Annotated in this window: 21 protein-coding genes and 1 tRNA gene; 10 read left to right on the forward strand and 12 right to left on the reverse strand. The window is 65.6% G+C overall.

Annotated features, from left to right (window positions below):
• Entirely contained in the window at window positions 1-615 is a 615-nt protein-coding gene (locus P2G67_RS04670; RefSeq protein ID WP_275820523.1) for an exopolysaccharide biosynthesis protein, read from the reverse strand.
• Between the two features lie 116 nt (window positions 616-731).
• Here P2G67_RS04670 and mtaB point away from each other — a divergent pair, with 116 nt between their 5' ends.
• Genes mtaB through P2G67_RS04685 form a run of 3 tightly spaced genes read left to right on the forward strand, consistent with a single transcriptional unit; the run spans window position 732 to window position 3,808 of the window.
• Window positions 732-2,021 (forward strand): tRNA (N(6)-L-threonylcarbamoyladenosine(37)-C(2))-methylthiotransferase MtaB, encoded by a 1,290-nt coding sequence (mtaB, locus tag P2G67_RS04675; RefSeq protein ID WP_275820685.1) that lies wholly within the window; start codon window positions 732-734, stop codon window positions 2,019-2,021.
• Complete coding sequence (gene ftsY / locus P2G67_RS04680; RefSeq protein WP_322099633.1) at window positions 2,018-2,938, forward strand: signal recognition particle-docking protein FtsY; 921 nt, start codon at window positions 2,018-2,020, stop codon at window positions 2,936-2,938. Before mtaB ends, ftsY begins: the two co-directional genes overlap by 4 nt.
• A 21-nt stretch (window positions 2,939-2,959) precedes the next feature.
• Window positions 2,960-3,808: a DMT family transporter gene (locus tag P2G67_RS04685; protein WP_275820525.1), complete on the forward strand. Its 849-nt coding sequence runs from the start codon at window positions 2,960-2,962 to the stop codon at window positions 3,806-3,808.
• 13 nt (window positions 3,809-3,821) lie between these two features.
• Here P2G67_RS04685 and P2G67_RS04690 read toward each other — a convergent pair whose 3' ends face one another.
• Both P2G67_RS04690 and P2G67_RS04695 read right to left on the reverse strand, forming a co-directional pair.
• On the reverse strand, window positions 3,822-4,496 hold the full coding sequence (locus tag P2G67_RS04690; RefSeq protein ID WP_275820527.1) for a DUF1028 domain-containing protein: 675 nt from the start codon (window positions 4,494-4,496) through the stop codon (window positions 3,822-3,824).
• Window positions 4,493-5,017: a DinB family protein gene (locus P2G67_RS04695; protein ID WP_322099634.1), complete on the reverse strand. Its 525-nt coding sequence runs from the start codon at window positions 5,015-5,017 to the stop codon at window positions 4,493-4,495. The genes P2G67_RS04690 and P2G67_RS04695 overlap by 4 nt, the downstream gene beginning before the upstream one ends.
• Window positions 5,018-5,287: 270 nt before the next feature.
• Here P2G67_RS04695 and P2G67_RS04700 point away from each other — a divergent pair, with 270 nt between their 5' ends.
• Window positions 5,288-6,367 carry a 50S ribosomal protein L11 methyltransferase gene (locus P2G67_RS04700; protein ID WP_275820530.1) on the forward strand — a complete coding sequence of 360 codons (1,080 nt, stop codon included), beginning with the start codon at window positions 5,288-5,290 and terminating at the stop codon, window positions 6,365-6,367.
• 19 nt (window positions 6,368-6,386) lie between these two features.
• On the opposite strand, the gene P2G67_RS04705 is transcribed toward P2G67_RS04700, so the two are convergent.
• Window positions 6,387-7,166 (reverse strand): SDR family NAD(P)-dependent oxidoreductase, encoded by a 780-nt coding sequence (locus P2G67_RS04705; protein ID WP_275820531.1) that lies wholly within the window; start codon window positions 7,164-7,166, stop codon window positions 6,387-6,389.
• Between the two features lie 85 nt (window positions 7,167-7,251).
• A complete protein-coding gene (locus P2G67_RS04710; protein ID WP_322099635.1) occupies window positions 7,252-8,754 on the reverse strand; it encodes an NAD(P)H-hydrate dehydratase in 1,503 nt (500 codons plus the stop codon).
• A 147-nt stretch (window positions 8,755-8,901) separates the two neighbouring features.
• Here P2G67_RS04710 and P2G67_RS04715 point away from each other — a divergent pair, with 147 nt between their 5' ends.
• From P2G67_RS04715 to sorU, 4 genes are all read left to right on the forward strand, one after another.
• Entirely contained in the window at window positions 8,902-9,432 is a 531-nt protein-coding gene (locus P2G67_RS04715) for an RNA polymerase sigma factor (RefSeq protein WP_275820532.1), read from the forward strand.
• On the forward strand, window positions 9,429-10,256 hold the full coding sequence (locus tag P2G67_RS04720) for a hypothetical protein (protein WP_275820534.1): 828 nt from the start codon (window positions 9,429-9,431) through the stop codon (window positions 10,254-10,256). The genes P2G67_RS04715 and P2G67_RS04720 overlap by 4 nt, the downstream gene beginning before the upstream one ends.
• A gap of 150 nt (window positions 10,257-10,406) precedes the next feature.
• Entirely contained in the window at window positions 10,407-11,597 is a 1,191-nt protein-coding gene (gene sorT, locus P2G67_RS04725) for a SorT family sulfite dehydrogenase catalytic subunit (protein ID WP_275820536.1), read from the forward strand.
• A 63-nt stretch (window positions 11,598-11,660) separates the two neighbouring features.
• Window positions 11,661-11,999, forward strand: coding sequence for a SorU family sulfite dehydrogenase c-type cytochrome subunit (sorU, locus tag P2G67_RS04730; protein ID WP_275820538.1), 339 nt, complete (start codon window positions 11,661-11,663; stop codon window positions 11,997-11,999).
• A gap of 58 nt (window positions 12,000-12,057) precedes the next feature.
• Here sorU and P2G67_RS04735 read toward each other — a convergent pair whose 3' ends face one another.
• The 7 genes from P2G67_RS04735 to P2G67_RS04765 all read right to left on the reverse strand — a co-directional run bounded on the left by P2G67_RS04735 (window position 12,058) and on the right by P2G67_RS04765 (window position 19,119).
• Window positions 12,058-12,843 (reverse strand): HpcH/HpaI aldolase family protein, encoded by a 786-nt coding sequence (locus P2G67_RS04735; RefSeq protein WP_275820540.1) that lies wholly within the window; start codon window positions 12,841-12,843, stop codon window positions 12,058-12,060.
• A 3-nt stretch (window positions 12,844-12,846) separates the two neighbouring features.
• Entirely contained in the window at window positions 12,847-14,391 is a 1,545-nt protein-coding gene (locus tag P2G67_RS04740) for an SPOR domain-containing protein (RefSeq protein ID WP_275820542.1), read from the reverse strand.
• Window positions 14,392-14,564: 173 nt separating this feature from the next.
• Window positions 14,565-15,914 carry an NADP-specific glutamate dehydrogenase gene (gene gdhA, locus P2G67_RS04745; RefSeq protein ID WP_275820544.1) on the reverse strand — a complete coding sequence of 450 codons (1,350 nt, stop codon included), beginning with the start codon at window positions 15,912-15,914 and terminating at the stop codon, window positions 14,565-14,567.
• Between the two features lie 173 nt (window positions 15,915-16,087).
• Window positions 16,088-16,789, reverse strand: a complete 702-nt coding sequence (locus P2G67_RS04750) for a class I SAM-dependent methyltransferase (RefSeq protein ID WP_275820546.1) — start codon at window positions 16,787-16,789, stop codon at window positions 16,088-16,090.
• A 103-nt stretch (window positions 16,790-16,892) separates the two neighbouring features.
• A tRNA-Arg gene (locus P2G67_RS04755) sits at window positions 16,893-16,969 on the reverse strand.
• Between the two features lie 58 nt (window positions 16,970-17,027).
• Window positions 17,028-18,119 (reverse strand): alpha/beta hydrolase, encoded by a 1,092-nt coding sequence (locus P2G67_RS04760; RefSeq protein ID WP_275820548.1) that lies wholly within the window; start codon window positions 18,117-18,119, stop codon window positions 17,028-17,030.
• The gene (locus P2G67_RS04765) at window positions 18,097-19,119 is read right to left on the reverse strand and encodes an ABC transporter ATP-binding protein (protein WP_322099636.1); all 1,023 of its coding nucleotides are present in this window, start codon (window positions 19,117-19,119) and stop codon (window positions 18,097-18,099) included. Before P2G67_RS04765 ends, P2G67_RS04760 begins: the two co-directional genes overlap by 23 nt.
• 115 nt (window positions 19,120-19,234) lie before the next feature.
• Between P2G67_RS04765 and P2G67_RS04770 the strand changes: the two genes are divergently transcribed.
• Window positions 19,235-19,411, forward strand: coding sequence for a zinc-finger domain-containing protein (locus P2G67_RS04770; RefSeq protein WP_275820552.1), 177 nt, complete (start codon window positions 19,235-19,237; stop codon window positions 19,409-19,411).
• A 64-nt stretch (window positions 19,412-19,475) separates the two neighbouring features.
• Window positions 19,476-22,271 (forward strand): DNA polymerase I, encoded by a 2,796-nt coding sequence (polA, locus tag P2G67_RS04775; RefSeq protein WP_275820554.1) that lies wholly within the window; start codon window positions 19,476-19,478, stop codon window positions 22,269-22,271.
• Window positions 22,272-22,295 lie beyond the last annotated feature (24 nt).

Genomic DNA, 22,295 nt, shown 5'->3' on the forward strand with positions numbered 1-22,295 from the left:
TTAGGTCACCCAGTCACCGACACTCACCAGCCCAACCACCACCGCGATGAAGATCGCAACGGCCACCGTGCCGATTGCCAGGCCAACGAACACGACCAAGCCATCGTGCTGCAGCAGGCCCAGTGCAATCAGCAGCAGGGCCCAGCCCGGCACCCAGCCGGTAAAGGGCAGCGGCGCCACCGAGACCAACGCAATGGCAATGCAGGCCAGCCCGAGCAGCCGGCCGCCGTCCCTGGCCCAGATGTTCGCATAGCGCGGGCGGATCAGACGCTCCACCCGGCGCAAGGTCGGGACCACCTTTTCGCAGATCTGCTCCAACCGCTCGCGGGCGACCGGCTTATCCAGCAGCCAGTTCGGAAGCCAGAGACTCTGGCGCCCCAGCATGATCTGTACGGCTACAGCCAGAATCGGCAGCGCCAGGAGATTGGAAACAAACAGGGGTATCGGCAGCACCTGGGGAATCGTGAGCAGGAGCAGCGCCGAGGCCATACTCCGATCTCCCAGGGCATCGAGCAGTTGGCGCAAGTGGATGGCCCCCGCTGGCAAGGTCTGTGACAGACCCTCCAGCAGGTCGGCGATGGAGCGATTGTTTCGGCGCGGCGCAGGAACAGTCACGAAGAAGGCAAGCCCAGACAATGGTTTTCCGGCTGCGCAGAGACTGCGCAGCCGCCATGCGCGCCTGGCCCGGGGCGGCCATGGACAGCGCTCGCTTTGCTTCCTATAACCGCCGAATGCGCTCAACCCTAGCAGAACCTTCCCGCGACCCGTCGAGCAGCGCCCTGGAGGTGGTGACCTTCGGCTGCCGGCTCAATGCCTATGAGTCCGAGGTGATGCGCCGCCACGCCCAGGCGGCAGGGCTCGAGCGCGCTGTGATCCTCAATTCCTGCGCCGTGACGGCCGAGGCTGAGCGCCAATTTCGCCAAGCTGTGCGCAAGGCCAGGCGCACACATCCCGACGCCATGATCATCGTCACCGGCTGCGCCGTGCAGATCGATCCGGAACGCTACGCCGCCATGCCGGAGGTGGACCGCGTCCTGGGCAATCTCGAGAAGCTCGAAGCCGGCTCCTTCAATCCCCACGGCGTTCCGCGGGTGGTGGTGGCCGACATCATGGAAGCGCGAGAAACGGCCGGGCACCTGATCGAGGGCTTCGCGGAGAAAACCCGTGCATTCATCGAGGTGCAACAGGGCTGTGATCATCGCTGCACCTTCTGCATCATTCCTTACGGGCGTGGCCCCAGCCGCTCAGTGCCGATGGGCGAGATCGTCGAACAGGTGCGACGCCTCGTGGCCGGCGGCGTGCGCGAAGTGGTCGTGACCGGCGTGGACGTCACCTCCTACGGCAGCGACCTGCCGGGGCAACCGAGCCTGGGGCAAATGCTGCGCCGTTTTCTGGCGGCCGTGCCGGAATTGCCGCGCTTGCGCCTTTCTTCGCTCGATCCGGTGGAGATCGACGAGGATCTCTACCGCCTGCTGGCGGAAGAGCCGCGGCTCATGCCGCACCTGCACCTCTCGGCCCAGGCCGGCGACGACCTGATTCTCAAACGCATGAAGCGCCGGCATCTGCGCCGCGATCTCCTGGCCGTCACCGAAAAGGTGCGCCGTCTGCGCCCCGACGTGGTCTTCGGCGCCGATCTGATCGCCGGCTTCCCGACCGAGGACGAAAGCATGTTCCGCAACACCCTGAACTTGGTGGAGGATGCCGGCCTGACCTGGCTGCATGTCTTCCCCTATTCCGAACGCCCGGGCACCCCGGCCGCGCGCATGCCCGCCGTGCCGAAGCCCGAACGCAAGGAGCGCGCCGCCCGTCTGCGCGCCGCCGGAGACGCGGCCGTCGACCGCTTTCTGGAAAGCCGGGTGGGAAGTCACGCGGAGATCCTGATCGAACAGCCCGGCCTGGGGCGCTGCAGCCATTTCGCACCCGTTGCCCTGGATGGGCCGGTGGGCGAAATCGTCTCGGCGCGGATCACCTCGCGCACAGATAGCCAGTTGCAAGCGCAGGCAATGGAGTCTGCGGCATGAGCGGTTGGTTCTCGCGCCTCAAGCAAGGCCTTGCCCGCTCCTCTTCCCGACTCGGCGAAGGCATCACCGGCATCTTCACCAAGCGCAAGCTCGACGACGCGGCGCTGGAGGAGCTGGAAGAGCTTCTGATCGCCGCCGACCTCGGTGTGGCGCCGGCGGCAAAGCTGACGAGCCAACTGGCCCGCACCCGCTTCGGCAAGGATGTGAGCCCGGAAGAGATCCGCGGCGCCCTGGCCGAGGAAGCGGCCAAGATGCTGGAGCCGGTGGCCCGACCGCTCGAGCCCGATCCGGCGCGCAAGCCGCATGTGGTCCTTGTGGTGGGCGTAAACGGCACCGGCAAGACGACCACCATCGGCAAGCTTGCCAAGTTCTACCGCGAGCAGGGCTTGAGCGTGGTGCTGGCCGCCGGCGACACCTTCCGCGCCGCGGCCATCGAGCAGCTTCAGATCTGGGGCAAACGGACCGGCTGTCCAGTTGTCTCCGGCAAGCAAGGCGCCGACGCTGCGGGCCTGGCCTATGACGCCCTGCAGAAAGCGCAGAGCGAGCGCGCCGACCTGCTGCTGATCGACACCGCCGGCCGGCTGCACAACAAAGAAAACCTGATGGCCGAGTTGCAGAAGATCATCCGCGTGATCCGCAAGCTCGACCCCGTCGCCCCGCACGACGTCCTCCTGACCCTGGACGCCACCACCGGCCAGAACGCGCTCCAGCAGGTGTCCACCTTCAAGGACCTGGTGCATGTCAGCGGCCTGGTGGTAACCAAGTTAGATGGATCTGCACGCGGCGGCGTGCTGGTGGCGCTTGCCGAGAAGTTCGGCTTGCCGGTGCATGCCGTGGGCGTGGGCGAAGGCGCCGACGACCTGCGACCTTTCGAAGCCAAGGCCTTTGCCCGCGGCTTGATGGGCCTGGACAGCTAGGCCATGCCGGATCTGGGGGCGATGAGCCCGACCTGGGTTCTGCCCCTGGTGCTGCTGGCTGCGGCGCTGCACGCAACCTGGAACGCGCTGGTCAAGGCCGGCGGCGACCGCCTGGCTGTGCAGGCGCTGGTGATGCTGGCACCTGGTCTCGTGGCGGCGCCCTTCCTGCTGTTCCTGCCCCTTCCGGCCGCAGCCGCCCTGCCCTTTCTCGTCGCGTCCGTCATTATCCACATCGCCTACAACGGCCTGCTGGCTGCGGCCTACCAACAGGGAGACCTCTCTCAGGTTTATCCCATCGCCCGCGGCTCCGCGCCGCTGCTGGTAGCCTTGGGCGGCTGGCTGCTGGCGGGCGAAACCAAGACCCCGGCGGAGATGGCTGCTATAGCAATCGTCAGCCTTGGCATTCTCGGTCTCTCATTGCGGCGCGGACCGCGCCGAGCTGGTGAGTTGCGCTCCGTCGTCCTGGCGCTGCTCGTCGGACTGTCGATCGCCAGCTATTCCCTGGCCGACGGCCTGGGCGCGCGCAACGCAGGCTCGACGCTTAGCTACATCGCTTGGCTGTTTTTTCTCGAGGGCACGATTTTCATGGTCATCGTCGCCTATCTCCGGCGCGGGCGTCTCGTGCATAGCTTTCGCCCGATTCTGCTGCCTGGGATCGGCGGCGGCCTGATGGCGGGTACGGCCTATGCCATTGTCATCTGGGCCATGACCGTGGCGCCCATGGCGCATGTGGTGGCTTTGCGGGAAACCAGCGTGCTGATGGCCGCTGGCATTGGCGCCTTCATCCTCAAGGAAGGTTTCGGCGCCCATCGCATCACCGCCTCGGCCCTGGTTGTGACCGGCACTGTTCTGCTGCAGCTCGTGCACTGACGGTGCCGGAGAGCTAGGCCACCTCTTCCCCCGCCTCTCCGGCCGGATTCTCCCGGGTCGGCATGCGCTTGATATGCGGCACCACGTCTCGCGCGAAGACCTGCAGCAGGCGCCGCAGCTCCTCGATTGGCCGCGGATGTTCGTCGACCCGAATGTCCCAGAGCGGGTAGTCCTCGCTGTCGACCACATAGAGCGTCGCCGAGCGTTCTCCCTTGAGATCGCCGCCGCCGGCATCGGCACTGGCCAGGGCCTCTACGAGGCGTTCCGGCAGAGCCTCCGATTCCAACGCCAGAAATCGCTCGCGCGCCCGCTCCAGCACGTTCGCCCCGGCGAGGCGGTTGCCCTGAAAGCTGTAGCCCTCCCCGGTGATATGACCCGACCAGGCCGGGCAGCCTTCGCCGGTGAAGGCGGCCGCTCGCCCCGCTGCGTCGATCACAGCCACCTGGCGCAGGTCCATGCGCGGATCGCGCGGCTTCAAGGCCTCGATAACGTCGGGAGCGGGCACGCCTTGCGCCAGCAGCGCCAGACCGTCGATGCCGAGATAGGGATTGATCCGCGCCTGGGTCGCCACAGCGCCCACACCGGATTGGGCATGGGTCAGCAATTTGCCGACTGCCGGCATGGCGGTGGCCGCCGCGATGCCGAACTGCCCGCTGCGCGGACAGCGGGCCACGATGGAGAAGGTCAAGTGGCCGCTCCCGTGCCTGCCAGACCGAGGCCGGTCTCGCGCTGAAAGGTGATGAGATCAAGCCCCGGCGCATTGCCCGCCATCTGCGTAAGCAGGCAGTGAGCCTGGCCGCGGTGGTGAGTCTGATGATTGAAGAAGTGGGTCAGGGCCGGCGCCAGCGGCTGCTCGATGTCCTGGGGTTTCGAGATCGTGCGGTAGCGAAAGTTGCCGGCCAGCGCCGTGTCATTCAGGCCGGAAACAAAGTCTTCGATGCGCCGGTCTTCCACTTCGCGCGCGGCTGTGAGTTCGGGCAGCGAGTCGAAAAGGATCGCATCCAGCTGCGTCGGCGCAGCGCCCGTGCCGGTAAAACGCTGCATCCAGATCCGGTCCGCCACCAGCAAATGATTGAGTGTGCCATGCAGCGATCCAAAGAAAGCCCCGGCATTCCGACGATAGGCTTCTTCTGGCAACGCGCCTGCGGCTGCGTAAATGCGCCGATTGGCCCAGCTGTTGTAGCCGGCCAGCATGACAAACTGCTCCATCATCTCGCTCCTCACCCTTGATCCAGGCCAAGCCCGCCGATCGCCAGTATGGCGGGCATCGTCGATCCCACCAAGATCATAGCTCCGTGCTGGAGAATGCCGTCTGATGCTATGATCTCGACACCGGTGACTCGTCTGTTGCGTTGACCCGCAAGAGGACAGTCCCCCTCCTTCGCGCCCGCCAATCAGCCGCAAGATCACCGTTGGATCACCGCAGCCCGGTCTAAGGATAGCAAGCCACAAACCGAGGCTGCGGGAGGGCGGAACGACATGCTGCGCGATGCAACGACGTGGGTGGGCTGGCGAATGGCCGGGCTGGGCATCGGGCTGTCCCGGCGCGCCCTGCACACCATCAAGTCGAACAAGACCCTCTATGACCTGGCTTATAGTCTGCGCAACAGTCACGAGTTCAGCGATCTCTACGAGCATGAGAAGATGCTGGCCGACAGCGTGCGCGTGGACAGCTACGCCGAAGCCATCCGACGCCTGATCAAGCCCGGCGACGTCGTGGTCGACCTGGGCACCGGCAGCGGCGTGCTCGCCATGCTCGCCGCGCGCCAGGGGGCGAAGGTCTACGCCATCGACCACTCAGACTTCATCTCCCTGGCCGAGGCCAACGCGCGGCGCAACGGCATCGACACCATCACTTTTGTCCATGCCAACAGCCGGCAGTTCCGCCCACCGGAGCAGGTTGACGTGCTGTTGCACGAACAAATCGGCGACAATCTCTTCAACGAGAACATGGTGGACAATTTGCTGGACCTGAAGCGCCGACTACTCAAGCCGGGCGGGCGCATCCTGCCCGGGCGCTTCGAGCTCTACCTGGAGCCGGCCTGTCTCCATCCGGACTACCGCGTGCCCTTCCTGGAGGAGATCCGCGTCCAGGGGCTGGATTTCAGCCATCTGGCGGAGATCGCCCGCTCCTACCGCTCCCCGCACTACCGCCGTCGATCCATGGACCGGGCCGACGTGGACTACTTCCTGGGCGAGCCGAGCGCGGCCCTTACGGTGGACCTCAACGAGATCGACGAGGCCGCGGGCCTGCCGCAACGCATCGCGCTATCGCGGGAGGTGCAGCGACCGGGCCGGCTCGACGGCTTCTATCAGTATTTCGCTGTGGTCTTCGATGAGGGCCTGCGCTTCGACACCTCACCCTTCAGCCGCCGAACGCACTGGAGGAATCGCATGTTCCGCGTGCCCCAGCGCAGCGTGGCGATCGGAGAGCGCATCGACTACGAGCTGACCCTGAGCGAACTGCGCCTGCACGACAGCTGGGCCGTTACTTTGGCCCAACCGGCGGAAAAGTCTCAGCCCTATTCCGCGCCACAACCCATCCCGGGCGCGGTCTGAGGCCGAGAGCCAAAACCCATCAGTCCTGCTTGACCGGCACGGTGTAGTTGAGCGCCATGCGGCCGCCGTCGGGGTAGATGGTCTGGCCGGTGATGTAGCTGGAGTCTTCGCTGGCCAGGAAGACGGCAACCGAGGCGATCTCGGAGGTCTCGCCGACCCGGCCCATGGGGGTGCGCGAGAGGATGCCCTTCATCTTCTCCGGATCATTGGCCACGGTGGCAAAGACCTCGGTGCGGATCGAACCCGGGCCGATGCCGTTCACGCGGATGCCCTTGTCGACCAGCGACAGTGCCATGGACTTGGTGAGCTGGTTCACCCCGCCCTTGGCGACCACGTAGGGCGTGATCGCCGGGATGGCGAGCACGGCATTGACCGAGGACATGTTGATGATTGTGCCACCCCGGCCCTGCTTTGCCATCTGGCGTGCCGCCGCCTGGCCGGTCAGGAAGACGCCCTTGAGGTTCACGCGCAGCACGCGGTCGAAATCCTCCTCGGCAAGGTCGAGGAAATCGCAGGCATGAACGATGCCGGCGTTTGCCACGGCGATGTCCACTCCGCCATAAGCGGCGACCGCGGCTTCGATCAGCTGGTCAACCTCAGCCTTGTCGCCGACATCGCAGGCGACGAAGCGCGCCTCGCCACCCTGATCGCGGACCTGCTGCGCTGCGGCTTCACCTCTTTCGCTGTTGATGTCGGAGAGCACGACCTTGGCGCCTTCGCGCGCAAAAGCCTCGGCGCAGGCGAAACCGATTCCGGCCGCCGCGCCCGTTACCACCGCCACCTTGTCCTTGAGCCGCATGTGTCACTTCCTCCTGAGTTCGAGCCGGCGGCAAGCTGCCACGCGCCCACCAGAGGCTCAAGCCTGACCACGTACCAGTCAGCGCCTAACGATCGAGCGCCGCTCGAATGGCGGGCAGGCAGTCCGGCAAGTCCTCAGATATCAGGCCCGGGCCAAACTGTTCAGCCGCAGCCCCAAGCAGCCAGGCGCCGGCCGCCGCGGCCTCGAAAGCCGGCAGGCCCTGAGCCAGGAGGCCAACGATCAGGCCGCTGAGCACATCGCCCGTCCCGGCCGTCGCTAGGAAGGGCGGCGCGTTCTCCACCAGGGCCGCGCGGCCGTCGGGTGCAGCGATCACGGCGTCCGCACCCTTCAGGAGCACGACGGCACCGCTCTCGCGCGCGGCAGCACTGGCCCGCTGCAGGCGGTCGCCCTTCAGTGAGGGGAAGAGCCGCGCGAACTCGCCATCATGCGGCGTCAGCACCGCCGGGCCCTTAATGGCGCCGAAGAGGCGTGACGGCGCGCCGGCAAAGGAACTCAGGGCATCGGCATCGAGCACGCAGGCGCGACCGGTGGCCAACAGCGCTTCCGCCGCCTCGCTGGTCTCCTCCCCCACCCCAAGGCCAGGCCCGATCAGCAGGGCATTGTAGCGCGGATCCTGCAGGCGGCGCGCCAGGGACCGCGGATCGCTCCCCTGCAGCACGATCAGACTGGGCGAGCTGAGCTGGTAGACCGCAAGCGCTTCGGACGGAGCGGCAAGGCTTACCAGCCCGGCGCCGACCCGCAGCGCCGCCCGGGCCGCCAGGCGGGCCGCGCCGGTCATCTCTGCCCCGCCCAGGAGCAAAGCGTGGCCGAAGTGATACTTGTGGCTCTCCGCCGTGCGTTGCGGCCAGTGCTGCAGCCACAGTGGCGGCTGATTGCGGTGGAGCTGCGGCGCGATGGTTGCGAGCACGCTCTCGGGAATGCCGATGTCGGCCACCACCAGCCGGCCACAGAACTTGCGTCCGGGAAACAACACGTGCCCCGGCTTGGGGCGGAAGAAGGTCACTGTCACGTTGGCCGGCGCGACCACCTCGCCCAGGACCGTGCCGCTGTCGCCCTGCAGGCCACTGGGCACATCGACGGCCAGAACCGGCAGTTTGCGCTCTCTTATCGCTGACAGGGTTTGCGCCGCCATGCCTTCGATCGGACGCGCGAGGCCGGCACCGAACAGCGCATCCACCACCAGGCCCGCGCCTTCCAGCAGTCCTGGCGCAAGCGTTGCAACGGCCCCCCTCCAGCGGGCGGCATGGTGGGCCGCATCGCCCTTCAGAGCTTCGCGCGCGCCCAGGAGCCCGAGCCGCACCGGCCAGCCGGCCTCCGCCAGCAGACGGGCCACGACAAAGCCATCTCCACCATTGTTGCCGGGACCGCAGAGCACCAGCACATCGCCGCGTATCGTGCCCAGCGGCCAGGCGGCCCGCAGGGCATCGAAGACGGCCCGGCCGGCATTCTCCATCAGGCGCACCCCGGGCACGCCCGCCGCAGCCGCCGCCTGGTCTGCGCGGTAACAGGCTTCCACGGGCAGGATGGCCAAATCTGAGTTGCGGGTAATGTTCGTGTGCCACGTCACAGTCGCTGGGTCTCCATGATCGTTCACTCCCTGCCTCCAACCTGTGCCCATAGGCTGTACCGCCGAGAGAACACAGAATACTTGCAGGCCTACAGCATTTCGAGCGACGATCGCCTTGCCTTCTTAGACCACGCGAGGAGCGGAGCGGTGGCCGCAGCGCGACGCCAGCGCATCGAGACCTATCTCGACCGGCTCTATGGCTACGCGCTCTCTCTGGCACATGACCGGGAGGCGGCGCGAGATCTCGTGCAGGACTGCGTGGTGCGGGCGCTCGGTGCGCGGCGTGTGCCGGAGGACGAAAGCGCATATCGTGCCTGGCTGTTCCGCATCCTGCGCAATCGCTTCCTGGACACCCAGCGCCGTAAGGGCAGGCAGGTTCTTGAGCAGACAGATGACGATGCAAACGCGGGTTCCACGCCGCCTACCATGGGCGAGCGCCCTCTGATTGACAGCCTCACGGTTCGTCGCGGACTGAGCCGCCTCTCGCCGGCACACCAGGAAATCCTCGCCTTGATCGATATAGCCGGCTTCAGCTATGCGGAAACGGCAAGTTTGCTGCAGGTGCCGAACGGCACCGTGATGAGTCGCCTGTCTCGCGCCCGCGCGGCGCTTCTGACAGCCATCGAGGATGACAATGTGATACCGCTGCGCCCCCGCAACGGACGATCGGCGCGATGAGCACTTCTCAACCCTTTGACCACGCCCCAAGCTGGGCGGAACTGAATGCCTATGTGGACGGCGAACTCGACAGTGAGGAGGCCGCTCGCGTTGCTGCGGCAGCGGCGGCCGATCACCGCTTGGCCCGTGAGATCGCGCAACTGGCGGAGTTGAAATCCTCGCTGCAAGCCAGCGCGGAAGCCCTGCCGCCTGAACTGCTGCAAGCGCTGCTCCGCCGTCACCGTGCGCGCCGGGTCGCGCAAGCGCTGGCCGCCTGCATTCTCTTGGCCGTAATGGCGGGCGGACTCTGGCTGACTTATCCCCGCCTGCAACCGCCTACGCGTCTGGAGGCGACGCTGCAGACGGCCGAGTCCTTGCACGAGACCTGGCTGCAGGGCGCTGGAGAAGCGGCGGAACCCTCGGCGGGTGTCCTGCTGGCCACCCTCCAGGACTTCGGTCTGCCGCTACAGATCCCGGACCTCAGCGATACGCGCTTGAGCATCGCGCATATCGCACTGGCAGGCCCGCAACGCGACGTGCTGCACGTGGGCTATCTTGGCACCCGGGGTTGCCAGGTAAGCCTGTTGGCTTTCCGAAGCCAGGAGAAGGCGGTCGCCGGCTTCCCCCAGAAACTGACGCATCGCACTGGGGATGGCGAGGAAGCCTATTTCTGGAAGGGCGGGTCGGTCGCCTATGTGCTTCTGGCCGATGGCATGGAGTCCGAGCGCATGGCGCTCATTGCGCGGGCGGTGGAGGAGGCAACCCGCCGGCTGGCTCCCATGCCTGCCAAAACCCGCTCCGCATTGGCCCACAATCGCGAGAAAAGTGCCCCCTGTCTGGCCTGATGCGCAACCTTTCCGCCATTCGCTGCGTTATTCCTCTACCCGCCGGGAATAATTCGGCTCCCTGCGGCGTCTTCTCTCGATAGCGGAGGGCTGCTCAGCGCCTTCGTCCACGCGCGCATGCACAGAAACGACGACAGGGAAGGAAAGATTATGCCCGAGGTTATCAATCTGCAGCGCCGCTACCTGCTAGCCGGTACTGCCGCCACAGCGGTCGCAGCAGGGACATTTGTGCCAGGCGCCAACCTGCGTGCCAGCGAAGGCAGCGACCTGCCGGAGTATGTGAACTGGAAAGAACCGGAAACGCTGATCATCCATTCGGATAACACGCTTGAGACCAAGCGCAGCGCCTTCGGCACCGCCAGCATCACGCCGGAAGACCGGCTCTACATTCGCAACAACATCTCCCCGCCCCCGTCCTCCATTGTCGAGGATCGCGACTCCTGGGAGGTCTCGATCGAAGGTGTGGCCGAGCCGCGCACACTGACCCTGGCCGAACTGAAGACCATGGGCATCGAAACCGTGACCATGGTCCTACAATGCTCCGGCAACGGCCGCGCCTACTTCGATCACGATCCCAGCGGCACCCAGTGGCAGCTCGGTGCTGCCGGCAACGTGATGTGGACAGGGGTGCCTCTGCGCAGCATCGTGGAGGCGCTAGGCGGTGTCGCCGAGGGCGCAGAGTACGTCACCGGAACGGGTGGCGAAGAACTCCCCGAGGGGATCGACCCACTTTCGATTCTGGTCGAACGCTCGGTGCCGCTCGAGGCGATGGAAGACATCCTGCTGGCCTGGGACATCAATGGGGAGCCCATTTCGCTGGCGCACGGCGGGCCTTTGCGCATGGTCGTGCCGGGCTACACCGGTGTGAACAATGTGAAGTACATCAAGAAGATCGCCTTCACCGAGGAGGAGTCACCGGCCCGGATCCAGCAGACTCGCTACCGCCTCATGCCGGTGGGCGAGGAAGGAGGCCCGCAGTGGCCGTCGGTGTGGAAGATGGACGTCAAGTCCTGGATCACCGGCCCACTCGACAACCGCGGTGCCGGCCCCGTGCTGGTCACCGGTGTGGCCTTCGGCGGCACCACTCCGGTTGACTCTGTCGAGGTCTCGGTCGACGGCGGCGAGACCTGGCACCAGGCCGATTTCGTCGGCCCCGATCTCGGACGCTTCGCTTGGCGCCCCTTCGTCCTGGCCGTCGACCTGGAGCCCGGGAACTATATGCTGGTCAGCCGGGCCACCGACAGCGAAGGCAACAGCCAGCCGGAGAACTTCGAACCCAATCAGTCGGGCTACAGCCACAACGGCTGGCGCGCGCCCGGCGTCGAGATCGCTGTTTCTTAATCCCGCCTTGTCCCCCGTCCGCAGCATGGGCGGGGGGCTCCCTTTTTTCAGCGGAACCCTTGGATGAACCGGACACTGTTTGGGCTGCCGGCACTCGCTGCGACAGCCGTATTGTTCCTTGCTCCCCTCGACGGCGCTCGCGCCGAAAGCGACAGCACACGCGAACAGGGCCGTAGCCTCTTCACCGAACAGGCCGAACCGCCCTGCGCGCTTTGCCACACCCTGAAGGACGCTGGGGCCAGCGGCACCATCGGCCCGAGCCTCGACGTCATGCAGCCCGAATCCGAGATCGTCATGCGCGCCATAACCCAGGGCATCGGCCCCATGATGCCCTACGACGATCTAAGCGAAGAGGAAAAGCAGATCTTGGCCGATTACGTCGCCCAGGTCGCGGGCCAGTAACGCGACGGAAACGCCCTGGCAGGCCGCAGGACAGCCGGGGCGTTCCTCAGTTCTACCATCAGCCCCAGGCTTTTCGCTGGGCCTCCAGCGAGGCACGGGCCGAATCGCGCAGCAGCGCCACATCGGCATCCTGCAGGATTATACGATAGCCACCGCTTGCCTTGAGCTGCGCCAGGGAGCGATTCGGGCTGACAATCGCCCCCAGACCGCGACCCGCAGCTCGACAGGCCTCCTCAACCCGTGTGACCATGGCATCGACCTCCGGCGCGTCCAGCCGGTTGAAGAACCCGGCATCGGCGGCGAGGTCGTTGGGTCCGATGAACAGCAGATCGACGCCCTCAACGGCCGCGATGCTCTCGATGTTCTCCACCGCCTCACAGGTTTCGATCTGGCAGATCACGAGGAGTTCCTCCTCCTCGAAGCGGCGCAGGTAGTCCTCGAGGTCCAGCCCAAAGCGCGTGGCGCGCACAATGGAGGCAGCATATCCCCGCTTGCCGCGGGGGGGATAGCGACAGGCAGCGACGGCGGCCTCGGCCTCCTCGGCGGTGTTGACTGAGGGCACCATGACGCCGCGCACACCCGCATCGAGGACCCGCTTGATGGCCACGGGGTCGTTTGCGGGGATGCGCGTCAGCGGCAGGCAGCCAGTGCCCTTCATTGCCTGCATCATGCCAATGGTGTCGCCGATGGAGTGGGGGCCGTGCTCCATATCCATCATGGCACAGTCGTAGCCGCATTCGGCCAGCACTTCAGCGGCCATGGGCGAGCCCAGTTCAAGCCACACACCGAAGAGCGTTTCCCCTGCTGCCATGCGAGCTTTGGGACCGGGCCGAGATGCTGACATCACTTATTCCTTGCGCAGGGGCTGACAGAAGGCGTCGTCGTTGGAAGTCCGCAGGCGCTCACAGAAAGCGCCGGCGTCCTCTCGACTGCTGAAGCCGCCAGCCAGGACGCGTCGATAGGCGCCGCGATCGGTTTCGACAGTCTGATAGTGAACAGATCGATCACCCAGCAGATCCGGATGGGTGGCACGAGCCTCCTGCCAGAGCCTGCTCGCCCCTTCCTGACTTTGCATGGAGCCGAGCCAGACCGCGAAGTCGCTCTCAGCCGCCGAGGATTCGGAGGCGTTGCCACCGCCCGCTGCTGCCACTGGCTCTCCGACGTCTGCTGTTTGGCTGTCGGCTGCTGCCTGCGGGACCTCCGGAACCGTTTCGGGCTCAGGCACGGGTTCGAGTGCTGCTTCCGGTTCCGGTGCGGCTTCAGGCTCTTCGATTGCGTTCTGCTTCGGATCGGCACTCTCTGCCGCCACCTTGGCGCTATCGCTGACCGCACCATTCAGGACGACGGCCTCGCTCATCTCGGGCGCCAAGACCTCCGCTTCGGACAGGGGCATCTCGGATACCTCCGTCGCGCGCTCGTCCATCGACTCAATGCCCCTTTCCGCCCGTGCCGAGAAGTCACTGTCTTCGCCTTCCAGGATGGCGGAGATCGTGGCCGACAGCGCGGTTTCCCGGCTGGCGAAGCCGGTCTCTGGTGGGGAAGCGTAACGCGCAGGCGGCGCTGGATCGACCTGTTCCGGCGGACCGGGTATCGCCGGGATGTCCGGAGCTTCACTCACCTCACGCGTCCCGTCATCGGAGTTGGGCTCTGCCTCCGCCTCCGCCGAAGGCGGTTCCTGCCTGTCGGGCTGCGGCTCAGGCGTGACCGTGACCTGGCGCTCTTCCTCCGCCGGCGGCTCGTCAACCGCAAGCGGTTCTTCCGCTTCGGCAGGCGCGCCGACGCCTGCATCCCGCCCATAGCCGTTGCCGCGCGCGCGTTCCTCCCAGGCTGCTGCTTGTCCCGAGTCGCGCTGAACGCCGATCCCCAGCCGGTAGAACTCGGACAGGCCGAACTGCGCTGCCGGCAGGCCGTTCTCCGCGGCGAGTTCCATCCACTCTGCGGCCCGTCGCAGGCGCGGCGCCACGCCAATACCGTTGTAGTAGGCGAGCGCCAGATTGTACTGCGCTTCGGCCTGCCCGGCTTCGGCGGCATTCTGCCAAAGATCGACGGCCCGCTGGCTGTCACGCACCAAGCCCCGGCCCTCGAGCAGCAGGAGCGCAAAGTTGGTTTCGGCTGCAAGAGAGCCGCGCTGCATGGCACGGCGATACCAGGTGGCAGCGCGCTCGGGATCGGCGCCCACGTCTGCGCCCCCCTCCTCGTAGAGCTTGCCCAAGGCAAACTCGGCCTCGGAACTGCCGTTGGCCGCGGCCATCAGCCAATTCACTTCGGCCCGCGCCGCATTGCCCTGGCCATAGGCGGCCAGCCCCGCATCGTAATCCTGGCTCCAGGCTTTACCGGGCAAACCGCTCGCCAGAACGAGCGCAAGATACAAGGGAAGGGTCAGGCGCCCCATGAAGAGTCACACTCGGCTGCTGCAACGCCCGTCACGCTACCCGCCGCCGCCAAAGGGGGCAAGGGCGACGCATCAGGGTCAGGTAGCTCCGCCAGATGGGAAAAGGCCTACCTCGACCTGCTCTACACCTTTGATTCAGAGCGGATTCGCGCGTTTGCTCTGAGCGCAGTGGCTCAGACCACGCCAAGTGCTTGCATGGACTCGGCCACGCGCACGAAGCCGGCGATATTCGCGCCCAGTACATAGTTGCCCGGTGCGCCATACTCCTCCGCGGTTTCCGCGCAAGAATCATGGATGCGGCGCATGATCTCTGCCAGGCGCGCCTCGGTCTGGCCGAAGGTCCAGCTGTCCCGGGAGGCGTTCTGCTGCATTTCCAACGCCGAGGTGGCCACGCCACCGGCATTGGCTGCCTTGCCAGGGGCAAAGGGCACGTTCGCTTCCTGGAAGGTGCGAATGGCTTCGGGGGTGCAGGGCATGTTGGCGCCCTCGCCGACCGCGATCACACCGTTCTTCAGCAGGGTGCGGGCATCCTTGCCGGTCAGCTCGTTCTGAGTGGCCGCGGGCATGGCCACGGCGCAGGGCACGTCCCAGACGGAGCCGCCTTCCACATACAGGGCGTCGCCGCCCTTGCGCCGGGCATACTCGGAAATGCGCTGCCGACGGACCTCCTTGATCTCCTTGACCAGATCCAAGTCGATGCCGGCTTCGTCCACCACATAGCCATTGCTGTCGGAGCAGGCGATGACCTTGCCGCCGAAAGCGCGGATCTTCTCCATAGCGTAGATGGCCACATTGCCGGAGCCCGACACCACGCAGCGCTTGCCTTCCAGGGAATCTGAGCGGCTTTCCAGCATGGACTGCACGAAGTAGGTGGTGCCATAGCCCGTGGCTTCTCGGCGCGCACGCGAGCCGCCGTAAACCAAGCCCTTGCCCGTCAGCACCCCCGCCTCGAAGCGATTGGTCAGACGCTTGTGCTGGCCGAAGAGGTACCCGATCTCCCGGCCGCCCACACCAATGTCCCCGGCTGGCACGTCGGTATACTCGCCCACGTGGCGCCAGAGTTCGGTCATGAACGACTGGCAGAAACGCATGATCTCGCCGTCGGAACGGCCGCGCGGATCGAAATCGGACCCACCTTTGCCGCCGCCGATGGGCATGCCGGTCAAGGCGTTCTTGAAGGTCTGCTCGAAGCCCAGGAACTTGATGATGCCGACATTGACCGAAGGGTGGAAACGCAGGCCGCCCTTGTAGGGGCCCAGCGCCGAGTTGAACTGCACCCGAAAGCCGCGGTTGATGCGCACCAGGCCACGGTCGTCGACCCAGGGCACGCGGAAGATGATCTGGCGCTCCGGTTCGCAGATGCGCTCGATCAGGGCTTGGTCGGCATAGTGGGGGTGCTTCGCGATCACCCTGCCCAGGCTTTCGAGAACCTCGCGAACGGCTTGGTGGAACTCTTCCTCACCGGCATTGCGGTGGACCACGTCTGCCAGGATGGCTTCCAGCTTCTCGTCGATCGGCGGCAAGGCTTGCTACTCCCCTGAGTGTGTCTCTCCTCTTCACCCAGCCCGGAACTAGAGCAGGTCTAGCGCCCCGATGGCAGCGGGCGTGCCTGAATAAACGTACACAAACGGAATCAAAAGCAGGATTCTTGCGTCACAGCGTCGCGCTCAGAGCAGGGCTGGCGGCAACTGGCCGCTTAGTAAGGGGTGCTCGGACTGATCGGCCGACGCAGAAGCGCCACGTCCTTGACCGGCACGTCTATGCTCCAACCCCGGCTGGCTGCCAAGTAGCGAAGGGTCTCTTCCCGGTAGAAGACCACGTGGGTCGGGTCCCGCCGATAATGCCAGTCGGCGAAGCGCGCATCATCGGTCTGAAAGCAGGTCATGAGACCAAGCCAGCCGCCGGGGCGCACCAGCGCCATGAGACGGGCGAACTCCTCAGCCGGCCGATGGAAGTGCTCCGCCGTCTCCGTGCAGGTCACGAAGTCGTATGTGCCGGCCAAGTCGTCGGTGTTGGGCCGGAAGAAGGGATCATAGAGCGCGACGGCATGGCCCGCTTCCCGCAGCATGGCCGCCAGCGCCGACGCCGGGCCGCAGCCATAATCCAGACCGTTGGATGAAGCCGGCAGACGCGCCAGCAGCGGGATTGCGAGTTTCGCCAGGAAGCGGCGGTAACCAGCATCCCCCGAATTGTTCTCATGGGTCAGGTAGAAAACATGCTCTTCCCGCGCACTCAGGCGTAGGGAGGGATCGAGGAAGCGCGCTTCGCAAAGGCCGCAGCACCAATAGTGCTTCTCCTCGACCTCCAGGAAAGGCTCCGGATTGGGAGCAAGGCACACCGGGCAGCAGGTCGGCACAGAATCAGGAGAATGAAAACCGCTCAACTTCGGGGAGGTCATGCGGATGGGCCTCGTGATCGAGCCGGACATCGCCGAAGGTGGAGACGTGGGCGGTAACACTTTAGCCCGCAGATCAAAGACTAACTCTAAGTCTTTGAGAGATTGGCGGGCCCGTAGGGATTCGAACCCCAGACCTCTTCCTCCGGAGGGAAGCGCTCTATCCAGCTGAGCTACGGGCCCGCGTGCGAGCGGACATTAGCCGAGGGGGCGGCATCGAACAAGCCCGCTGGAGGGTCATTTACCCTTCCCGCTGCTCCACCTCCTGGGCGTGTTCTTCGGGAAGACGCTCGACCGTCGAGGGCAAGGTTCCGGTCGGATTATCGATCCAGGCAGCAATGTCATCAATCACCCGCGGTCCCTGCAGATCGCGGGTCAGCAGGTGCCAGCCTTCAGGATAGCGCAGGAAGCGATGACCGGCCTCTTGCGGCATCTCCTGCCAAAGTCGTTCCACTGGCTCGGGGGGAATGATTTCGTCCCGCTCGCCATAGAGCAGCAGGGTGGGAGTGTGCACGGCCGGACCGGCCGCCAGGGCCCGGTCCATCAGGTCGACAAGCCCGGCAATGGTATCGATGCGTGCACTCCCGAGCACCAGGGGGTCGCGCCCCAGAGCGCGCAGCATTTCGATGTTGTCCGAGGCCTGGCGGCGCACGCTGCTGGCCGAGGGGCGGAACCAGGGGACGGTGCGCAACGCCACCCAAAGCCCCACTCGCTGATACCAGGGCTGTGTTTCCCGCGCCCAGACGGCCGGTGCAGAGAGAATCAGGCCATCCGCATCCAGGCCCTCCGGCTCGGCTTCGGCAGCCAGCAGGACAGCGCCGCCCATGGATTCCCCGAAAAGGTAAAGCGGAACCCCCGGAAAGGTGCCGCGCAACTGAGCGGAGACAGTGCGAACGTCGGCGGTCATCACCTCGCCGCCAGCCCAAAGTCCGGTGTTGGGACTCTCGCCAAAGCCTCGCTGATCGTAGGCAAAAACCGCAATGTCCTGTTGAGCCAAGGCCTCACCGAGTGGCGCAAAAGCATGGGCGTAGTCGTTGAAACCATGCAAGGCGAGGATCACCGCCCGGGGTTCCTCTTCCAGCGGCAACCAAGCTCGTACCGCCAGTTCGAGGCCATCGGAGCTGAGAAAATGCCCGACGTGCGTGCGATAGCCGCGTTCCTCCTCCGCGCTCGCTTTTTCGGCCAAGCTGAAGCCCGGGCTGTGGTTCTCGGAGCCGCCAGGCGCCTGCACAGGTGTGCAGGCCGTCGCCACCAGGAACAGGGCAGAAAAGACCCCGACGCCAAGCACGACGCGGCGAGCGAGCCAGTCCTTAGCCTTGCACAGCCCCGACATCGCCTCTCCCGGACGAATCGTCCGTCGCGTGCGCCCCGCTGGTGAGCTGCAGGAAGATGTCTTCCAGGTCGGCTTCTTCCGTTCGCAGGTCGGCCACCGTCAAACCGGCCCGCGAAAGGGCTTCGAGTATGTACGCCACGGGGCTCTCACTGGCCTTGTAGCGGAAGACCAAGCGGTTCGATGCGGCCAACTCCGGAGCAAAGGCTTCCAGCTCGGGCGGCGTGACCCGCAGGTCCCCTTCCACCGTCACCTGCAACTCCTTGTTATCAAGCCGCTGCAAGAGCTGCTCTTTCGGCTCGCAGGCGATCACCCGACCGTAGTTGATGATGGCGATGGTATCGCAGAGTTCCTCGGCTTCTTCGAGATAGTGCGTGGTCAGAAGCACGGTCGTGCCGGCGGCATTGAGAGCACGCACCTGCGACCAAAGCTGCTGGCGCAATTCGATATCCACACCGGCAGTCGGCTCGTCGAGCACCAGAATTGGCGGCGCATGCACCATGGCCTTGGCGACCATGAGGCGTCGGCGCATACCGCCGGAGAGCGTGCGGGTGTAGGCGTCCGCCTTGTCCAGGAGCCCCAGGCTTTCGAGGATCTCATTGGTGCGCCGTTCGCGCTTCGGGACGCCGTAGAGGCCAGCCTGCAGTTCCAGCAGTTCGTGAGGCGTGAAGAAGGGGTCGATATTGAGTTCCTGCGGCACCACGCCGATGGAGGCCCGGGACATACGCGTGTCGCGGTCGATGTCGTAGCCCCAGATCGCGGCCTGGCCGCTGGTCTTGCGCACCAAGCCCGCGAGAATGTTGATCAGTGTCGACTTTCCTGCGCCATTAGGGCCGAGCAGTGCGAAGAGCGAGCCGCGCGGCACCGTGAGATCGATGTCGTGTAGCGCGACTTTTTCCGGGCTGCGACCGCTGCCCTTGTAAACCTTCCTCAGGCTGGAAACGGACACGGCGTCCCGAGGAAGCTGGGCAGTTGCGGGGGTTTTCTTGTCTTGCAGTTGCATGGCTTGATGACTTAAGTCACCCGCCGCCGGGGTGCAAGGCAGCGATCGCTGCCGTTGCCAGCGAAGCGAGGCCCACTATGATCGGTGCAGAACTGCAAGTCGTTGGAGGGGTTGGATGATGTCGGAAGAACACATCGAGGTGGAGTCGGAAGTAGTCGCCTGTGATGGCGGGACCGGTCCGCTCGGCCATCCCCGGGTCTGGCTGAACATGGAAGGGCGCGGCGAGATCGTCTGCCCTTACTGCAGCCGGCATTTCGTTCTCAAGAAGGGCGCTGAAGCCGGCGCACACTGACGGTGGTGATCAAGGCGGCGCAAGCGGCTCGACAGGTCGCGGGCGCCGCGGCATGCTCGCGGCCATGAGCGACGCCAAGCCCCTCCCCACGCCTCCCTATGACCACCTCTTCGTCATTGACGGATCCGGCTACATCTTCCGCGCCTACTTCGCGCTGAAGACGCCGATGACCACAAGCCAAGGCGTGCCGGTGTCGGCAGTCTTCGGCTTCACGAACATGCTGCTGAAGTTCCTGCGCGACAACGAGGCCGGCGGACTGGTCGTCGTGTTCGATGCCGGCAAGCGCACCTTCCGCAATGACATCTATGCCGACTACAAGGCCAACCGGCCCGATCCGCCCGAGGACCTGATTCCGCAGTTCGCCATTGTGCGCGAGGCGGCCGAGGCCTGCGGTCTGCCGATTATCGAGTTGGAGAACTACGAAGCCGACGACATCATCGCCACCCTCGCGCGCCAGGCGCGGGAAGCCTGCGTGCAAGTCACCATCGTCTCTTCGGACAAGGATCTGATGCAGCTCGTAGGCGATGGGGTCGATATGCTCGACCCGATCCGCAACACCCCGATCCAGGTCGAGCAGGTAGAGGAGAAGTTCGGCGTCCCGCCCGAGAAGGTGGTGGACGTTCAGGCCCTGGCCGGCGATTCGGTGGACAATGTCCCAGGCGTCCCCGGCATCGGCGTGAAGACCGCAGCGGAGCTTATTCGCACCTACGGCGACCTGGACACGCTTCTGGCGCGCGCCAGCGAGATCAAGCAGCCCAAGCGTCGCGAACGACTGCTGGAGTTCGCCGATCAGGCGCGCATCTCGCGCCAGCTCGTCGCCCTGGATGCGCAGGTGCCGCTGCCGAACGGGCTCGAGTCCTGGATCAAGCCCGACCCGGACCCGGACAAGCTGCGCCGCTTTCTCGAGGCCTACGAGTTCCGCTCGACCCTGGCCCGTTTGAGCGACCAGCTCGGCCTCAAGCCCGAAGCCGGTTCGAAGGCTTCGCTCCCGGAGCCGGGCAGCGGGGCCGAGTATGAGCTCATCCAGGACTGGCCGGCATTGGACGCCTGGATTGCTGCCGCCAATGAAAGCGGCGTGGTCGCCATCGACACGGAGACCACCTCCCTGGATCCGCAGCAGGCTGAATTGGTCGGTATCAGCCTGTCGGTCACGGAGGGTCAGGGCTGCTACATTCCGGTGGGGCACCGCTCACCCGTGGGTGGCGACGGCAATCTGGATTTCGACGGCTCGGATGCGCCGAAGCAGCTCCCGCGCGATGCGGTCCTGGAAAAGCTGGCGCCATTGCTGAGCGACGATGCCGTGCTGAAGGTGGGGCAGAACCTCAAGTACGACATGCGCGTGCTCGCCCGCTATGGCGTCGCCGTCACGCCCATCGACGACACCATGCTGCTCTCCTATGTGCTCGAAGGCGGCGTGCACGGCCACGGCATGGATGAGCTATCCAAACTGCATCTCGGCCACACGCCGATCTCCTACAAGGAGGTGGCCGGCAGCGGGCGCAATCAGGTCACCTTCGACCGCGTGCCGCTGGACAAAGCGCTCGACTATGCGGCGGAGGACGCTGATGTCACCCTGCGGCTCTGGCGCGCACTCAAACCGCGCCTGACCCAGGCCCGAGTCACCACGGTCTACGAAACACTGGAACGCCCCCTGGTGCCTGTGCTCCTGGAAATGGAACGCACCGGCATTAAGGTGGACCGCGAGCATCTGCGCCGGCTCTCCAATGACTTCGCCCAGCGCATCGATACGCTGGAGAGGGAAATTCACCAACTGGCCGGGCGCAGCTTCACCATCGGCAGCCCCAAGCAGCTCGGCGAAGTGCTGTTCGACGAGATGGGTCTCGACGGCGGCGGCCGGAAGGGTAAGTCCGGCGCCTACTCCACCGGAGCCGACATCCTGGAAATGCTGGCTGCCCAGGGGCACGACCTGCCGCGCCGGGTGCTCGACTGGCGCCAGCTGACCAAGCTGAAATCCACTTATACCGACGCCCTGCAACAGCAGATCAACGCCGAGACTGGGCGGGTGCACACCACCTTCAGCCAGGCTGTGGCCTCCACCGGCCGCCTCTCCTCCAATGATCCCAACCTCCAGAACATTCCCATCCGCACCGAGGAAGGGCGTAAGATTCGCGAGGCCTTCGTGGCTGAGGCGGGCTGCCAGCTTCTGTCGGTCGACTACAGCCAGATCGAACTGCGCCTGACCGCCCATATTGCCGATGTGGCCGCACTGCGCGACGCCTTCGAGCAGGGCCAGGACATTCACGCCATGACGGCCAGCCAGGTCTTCGGTGTGCCGCTGGCGGAAATGGACCCGGCAACCCGCCGGCGGGCCAAGGCCATCAACTTCGGCATCATTTACGGCATTTCCCCCTTTGGATTGGCGCAGAACCTGGGCATCACCCAGGGCGAGGCGCGCAGCTACATCCAGGCCTACTTTGAGCAGTTCCCCGGCATCCGCGACTACATGGACAGCATGAAGGCGCTCGGCCGGGAGCAGGGTTGGGTCGAGACCCTCTTCGGGCGCAAAGTGCACGTGCCGGCCTTGAAGGAAAAAAACCCGGCCAGGCGCGCCTTCGGCGAGCGCGCGGCGATCAACGCACCGATCCAGGGCACAGCCGCCGACATCATCAAGCGCGCCATGATCCATGTGCCCCCGGCCCTCACCCGCGCCGGCCTCTCTGCCAAGCTGCTGCTGCAGGTGCACGACGAACTGCTGTTCGAAGTGAGGGAAGCCGAGCTGGAAGAGACCAAGGCACTGGTGAAGCAGGTGATGGAGAACGCCTGCGCCCCCGTGGTGACCCTCTCGGTCCCGCTGGTGGCCGACGCCGGCGTTGGCGAGAGCTGGGCCACCGCACACTGAAGCGACGCGAACCGGAACCCAGGA

Origin of the sequence: Aquibaculum arenosum, from assembly GCF_029222965.1 — a bacterium.
GTDB lineage: Bacteria > Pseudomonadota > Alphaproteobacteria > Kiloniellales > DSM-21159 > Aquibaculum > Aquibaculum arenosum.